We start from the raw sequence: 3,317 nt of genomic DNA, 5'->3' as shown, positions 1-3,317 counted from the left end.
GGAACGGGGCCAAGAAGGCCAATATCGAAGGCAAGGCCAGACTGAACAACAGGATCACCACGGTGATATTCTCCCTGTTGGCCCGCCGGGGCATACCCAGCCACTTCGTACGCAGCATCTCCGACACCGAACAGCTCAACCGTCGGCTGGACATGTTCCCCCTGGAGATTGTCATGCGCAACCGGGCCGCTGGCTCCTTCGCCCAACGGTACGGGGTTGCGGAAGGCACCGCCTTGAAGCAGCCTGTGCTGGAATTCTTCTACAAGTCCGATCCTCTGGATGATCCGTTTATCAACCGGGACGACATTCTGGCCCTGGGATTGGCCACTGAGCAGGATCTGGATATCATCGCCGCTAAGACCCGGGAGATCAACGGGGCGCTGACCGGCATCTTCCGCGCCATCAACGTGGAGCTGGTGGACTTCAAGATCGAAATGGGCAAGACCGGTTCGGACATCATCCTTCTCGGCGACGAGATCACCCCCGACACCTGCAGGCTCTGGGCGATTGGCAACAATCATGACGGCCAGGTCACCCACTTGGACAAGGACCTCTTCCGCAGGGACCTGGGCAGCATCATTCCGGCTTATCAAACCATTCTGGATGGGCTTACCGAATTGGAGGAGCGCGAAAGCCAATCGAACAGCTGAATCGGCCGACCCGGAAGCGAGCATATCGCCTCCGGGTTTTTCATTGGTCCCCAACCAGTCCATCGCGAAAGGATCCATTGTGCTCTTCCGTGTCTATACCGAGAAAAAGCGTGGCTTCGACCAGGCCGCCGACAGGCTTGCCGAACAGCTGCGCACCCTGCCGGGCGTGCAAGGGCTGACCGGCTTGCGCATAATCAACCGTTACGATCTGGAGGGAATCGACGAGGACCTCTTCAAACGTTGCCTGCCCACGGTCTTCGCCCAGCCCCAGACCGACCTGGTGGCCACCCGACTGGAGCAGGCCCTGCGCATGAAGGGTGACGAGGACCTGCCGCCACTGGACTCCCCCATGCTTTTCGCCGTGGCCCCCCTGCCTGGTCAGTTCGATCAGCGAGCCGATTCCGCAGCCCAATGTGTTCAGCTGGTCGGGCAGGGCGCCCGCCCCTTGGTTGCCACGGCCACCGTCTATCTGCTAGAAGGCGATTTGGATGCCGAGCAGATCAAAGCCGTCCGCAATTACCTGGTCAATCCAGTCGACTCACGGGTGGTAGGGCTGGAGCAGCCCAAGACCCTGGCCATGCCTGACGAGGATCCTGATCCAGTGCCCGTGTTGGACGGATTTCGCGATTTGGGTGATCCTGAACTCGAAGCGCTGATCGACAAGCTGGATCTGGCCATGGATCTGCCGGATGTCCGCTTCTGCCAGGACCACTACCGTCAGGAAAAGCGAGACCCCACACTGACTGAGCTCAAAGTGATCGACACCTACTGGTCCGACCACTGCCGGCACACCACCTTCAATACCAAGCTGGAGCGAATTAAGGCAGACAATCCCCGAGCCCGCGCCACGCTGGAACGTTACCGGGCAATCCGTGAAGAGCTGGGCCGCCAGGACCGACCGGAATGCCTGATGGACATGGCCACCATCGGAGCCAAGTACCTGCAGAAGCGAGGCATCCTGAACGATGTGGACCAGTCCGAAGAGGTCAACGCCTGCACTATCCGGACCAAGGTCGACGTGGACGGCCAGGATCAGGACTGGCTCTTTCTCTTCAAAAACGAAACGCATAATCACCCCACCGAGATCGAGCCTTTCGGCGGTGCCGCCACCTGCATCGGCGGAGCCATCCGCGATCCTCTTTCCGGAAGAGGTTACGTCTACCAGGCCATGAGGGTCAGCGGGGCAGCGGATCCCCGCCAGCCCCTGGATCAGACCCTGCCGGGCAAGCTACCCCAGAGCCGGATAGTCCGTCAGGCGGCCGACGGCTACTCCTCTTATGGCAATCAGATCGGGCTGGCCACCGGACAGGTTCGGGAGATCTACCACCCCGGCTATGCAGCCAAGCGGATGGAGGTGGGCGCAGTGGTGGCAGCCACCCCGGCCGACCATGTGATCCGCCGTCGGCCTGCACCCGGCGATCTGATCATCCTGGTGGGCGGAAGAACCGGCCGCGATGGAATCGGCGGTGCCACCGGAGCATCCAAGTCCCAGAACGAAGAGAGCCTGGAACGTTGCGGGGCCGAGGTGCAGAAGGGCGATGCCCCTGAGGAGCGCAAGCTTCAGCGCCTCTTCCGCCGCCCGGAGGCAGCCAGGCTGATTGAACGCTGCAACGACTTCGGAGCCGGCGGCGTCGCCGTGGCCGTAGGCGAGCTTGCCGACGGACTGAACGTGGACCTGGACCGGGTGCCGCTCAAGTACCAGGGGCTGGACGGGACCGAAATCGCCATCTCCGAGAGCCAGGAGCGCATGGCCGTGGCCCTGGCCGCCGAAGACGCGCCCGCCTTCATCGACTACGCCCGGCAGGAGGACCTCGAAGCCACTGTCATCGCCGAAGTCACCGAAGAACCCCGTCTGCGGATGACCTGGCGATCAGAGACCATCGTGGACATCCCCCGATCCTTCCTGGCTTCCAACGGCGCCCCTCACGAGGCCGATGCCCAGGTAACGGTTCCTGCTCCCTACCATGCCCCATTCGAGGTCCAAGGCAGCCTGGACGCGCGCATGAAGGCCCTGCTTGCAGACATCAACGTCTGCTCCCAGCAGGGTCTGGCCGAGCAGTTCGACTCCACCATCGGCGCAGGCACCGTCCTCATGCCCTTCGGCGGAGCCCGACAGCTGACTCCGGCCCAGGCCATGGTGGCCAAGCTGCCGGTGGATGGACACACCACCACCGCCTCGGCCATGGCCTGGGGATTCAACCCATGGATCAGCAGCCAGGATCCCTACACCGGGGCCTACCTGGCCGTGGTCGAGAGCCTGGCCAAGCTGGTGGCCAGCGGCTTCAGCCGTTCCCGGGCCCACCTGAGCCTGCAGGAGTACTACCCCAAGCCCGGCGCCGACCCCCGGCGCTGGGGTCTGCCGGTGGCTGGCGTCCTGGGAGCCCTCCAGGCCCAGCTGGATCTTTCCGTGGGTGCCATAGGCGGCAAGGACTCCATGTCCGGTAGCTTCGAGGACCTGGACGTGCCTCCCACCCTGATCAGCTTTGCCGTGGCCCTGGGGCGAGCCAAGGATGCGGTCTCTCCCGAGTTCAAGGCCCCGAACCGGCAGGTCTACCTTTTGACGCCTGAATATCAGGAGGACGGATTGCTACCCGATCCGGAGAGCCTGAGGGCCGTCATGGACCAGGTGGAGGCGCTGATCAGCCAGGGCCTGGTGGATGCTGCAGC

The 3,317-nt window shown here is 63.2% G+C and carries 2 protein-coding genes; both read left to right on the top strand.

Annotation, left to right across the window (positions count from 1 at the left end):
• Positions 1–650: phosphoribosylaminoimidazolesuccinocarboxamide synthase (locus tag AC0AP0_RS10710; RefSeq protein ID WP_490430451.1), on the top strand; the 650-nt coding region annotated here is incomplete at its 5' end.
• Positions 651–729: 79 nt separating this feature from the next.
• The coding region (locus tag AC0AP0_RS10705; RefSeq protein ID WP_490430450.1) for a phosphoribosylformylglycinamidine synthase at positions 730–3,317 on the top strand (2,588 nt) is incomplete at its 3' end.

It is taken from the genome of Bifidobacterium sp. POST2/T3 (B1), from assembly GCF_058197115.1.
This window is presented reverse-complemented; position numbering and strand designations above follow the sequence as displayed.